Source organism: Bacillus haikouensis (assembly GCF_013179555.1).
GTDB lineage: Bacteria > Bacillota > Bacilli > Bacillales > Bacillaceae_B > Rossellomorea > Rossellomorea haikouensis_A.
In genome coordinates, this window is sequence record NZ_JABMCR010000445.1 from 1 (window position 1) to 2,345 (window position 2,345).

Sequence of the window (2,345 nt, forward strand, 5' to 3'; positions counted from 1 at the left end):
ACATGTTATTACTATTGTTGCTCAAGTTAGATATCAAAGGCGAAAAGTTTAAATACTTTCATTCCTTACAGACCGAACAAAAATAATTCTACCTAACCATAACAGGGATTGAAGCCAATAGCAAATCTTTTTTACACTATCGGTTCCCGGTATTGGCCAATCGAGCACGACTTATTTGTCTGCATCGGTTTTATTTCCGTGCTTAACACCTTTACTTTTATATGGTTTATTACTCTTTGCTTTATTGGCTCCCGCCTGCCAGCGATTCCAGCCCTTCTTGCCAGTACCTTGACCCGTTCCGCTCTTTTTCTTCGGTTTGCTCATACGTCCCCTCCTCCCTCCTGCTCATGTCAGTTAAGTTCATTATCATACCATAGAAACCTATGAAAAAACAGGGACAGCCCCTGCAGTGCGGTAAAGCTTTATCGCATCGCGGGACTGCCTCTGACATAGTTCTTATTTTTCCTTGATGTATTGATTTACCACTTTGTAGACGAATTCCTGATTGGCTTCAGCGGTATCCGGATTGTACTGGCCGCCGTTCACTTTGTTATTGGAGAGGATTCTGATCCCGAGGTAGGGGATGTCATATGCCTTGGCGATCTGCGCTCCAGCTGCCCCTTCCATTTCCTCGACGGACGTTCCGAACTTGTCATGGAACCAGTTGATCCGGTCGACCTCGTTATTCCATACGTCTGCCGAACCGATTGTGCCTTCGACAACCTTGCCTGTTTTATATTCATCTTTGACGGCATTCGCGGCTTCCAGCAATTGTTTGTCTCCTTCGAAGTAACGGATCTTCTCAGCATCCGGATCTTCTCCTGCACTTCCTTCAGAAGCCAACAGATCCATCGGGATCCACTTCTTCGGTTCAATTCCGCCGCCTTCTGAAAGATTTCCTGTTTTTAGAGAACCAAGATTTACCGTTCTTTTTCCTAACACAATATCAAATACGTTTAAATCAGTGTCGTGGCCGCCTGATGTCCCTTGATTGATGATGGCTGCCGGGTTATATTTTTCGATTGCCACTGCTGTTGCTGCTGCAGTGTTTTCCATTCCCTTGCCTGTCTTCGCAACAATCACAGGGTAACCATCAAGTTTTCCTATATAAAAAACGAATGAACCTGATTTTTCTTTTTTCACGTCCTCGAGTCGATCCGCGAGCTTTTCAGCTTCAATCGGCATAGGACCTTGGATCATTATGGGTCTTTCATCTTTTGCTTTGGCAGTACTACTTTTTTCAGCAGAGCTGCATCCAGCTAAAATTGAACATAATAACGCAGTGATGATGACTGGTAAAGCGAATTTTTTCAACATGTTGTTTTCCCCCTGGCTGATTGTAATACCCGTAAGGAACACAGAAAATGGCCTGGAAGTTCAGAGTGCCCTCTACCTCCAGACCTGCGAAAGTTAAAGTATATGTGAGGTGAAACCATGCATCATACCCAACATGCACGATTAAAACCCGAACAATACTTCAACCCGTAGTCCGGTTCTTACAATGGGAACCAGGTAGAGACTCTCAGTCCATATTACTGAGTTTATACGAGAATTCTATGAAATTAATTACATTCTCAGTGTATCAGAGCCCGAAAAGAGAAACAACCTTAAATACGAATTTAAATATAAATTATTACTTTAACGTTCGTATTTAAATGGAAATCATAGATTTTTTCAAGGTGAAGTAGCTGTGATGTGCTTTCCCCGTCTTTTTTACTATTCATGCAGTGACTTTAGATATCAAGTTCCGCAAAATGTACGATACGGCCGATCACAGGGTGCGGGGCCATCGGCGTATGCCTCTTGCTCTTTAGAATGTTCATATGGGGCTGACAGGACATTGAGCAGCCGCTCCATCACACTGAAGTCGCCATTAGCAGCGGCCTCAAGTGATTCTTCCACTCTGTGGTTCCGCGGAATGACCGCTGGGTTGCTGTTTTTCATTAATTCATGGGTGTCATCATTGGATGCCTGCTGGCTGCCAAGCCTTTCCTTCCAGCGCTCTTTCCATTGAATGAATTCCTCCGAACCAAACAGACCTGCCTTTCCCTGCCTGTCAAAAGTCAGTGCACGAAACGTATTCGTATAGTCAGCTTTATGCTTACGCATCATTTCCAGGAGATCTTCAATTAGAGCTTTATCCTGCTCTTCTTCACTGATGAGTCCAAGCTTTGCCCTCATGCCTTTAAGCCAGGCAGTGTGGTACACTTTAGGGAATTCGGAAATCGCTTCCTGAGCGAGCTTCAGGGATGTCTCCTCGTCTTTATGCAGCAGCGGCAGCAGTGTTTCCGCAAAACGCGCCAGGTTCCAACCTGCAATCGGCGGCTGATTTCCATATGCATAGC

At 44.7% G+C, this 2,345-nt stretch carries 3 protein-coding genes and 1 riboswitch; all 3 genes read right to left on the bottom strand.

Translation table 11 applies throughout. The features are described 5' to 3' along the window. Positions 1-171 precede the first annotated feature (171 nt). The gene (locus HP456_RS22890; protein WP_172255369.1) at positions 172-324 is read right to left on the bottom strand and encodes a DUF3934 family protein; all 153 of its coding nucleotides are present in this window, start codon (positions 322-324) and stop codon (positions 172-174) included. Positions 325-456: 132 nt separating this feature from the next. Continuing rightward, complete coding sequence (locus HP456_RS22895) at positions 457-1,317, bottom strand: 5'-methylthioadenosine/S-adenosylhomocysteine nucleosidase (RefSeq protein WP_172255371.1); 861 nt, start codon at positions 1,315-1,317, stop codon at positions 457-459. Between the two features lie 148 nt (positions 1,318-1,465). Beyond that, positions 1,466-1,569: riboswitch (purine riboswitch) on the bottom strand. Positions 1,570-1,740: 171 nt separating this feature from the next. Continuing rightward, positions 1,741-2,345 (bottom strand): protein adenylyltransferase SelO family protein (locus HP456_RS22900; RefSeq protein ID WP_172255373.1); only part of this gene is annotated, 605 nt, incomplete at its 5' end.

What these genes read in the sequence shown, in the direction of transcription:
- HP456_RS22890 (WP_172255369.1), bottom strand. Translation starts at nt 324, where the DNA reads ATGAGCAAACCGAAGAAAAAGAGCGGAACGGGTCAAGGTACTGGCAAG.
- HP456_RS22895 (WP_172255371.1), bottom strand. Translation starts at nt 1,317, where the DNA reads ATGTTGAAAAAATTCGCTTTACCAGTCATCATCACTGCGTTATTATGT.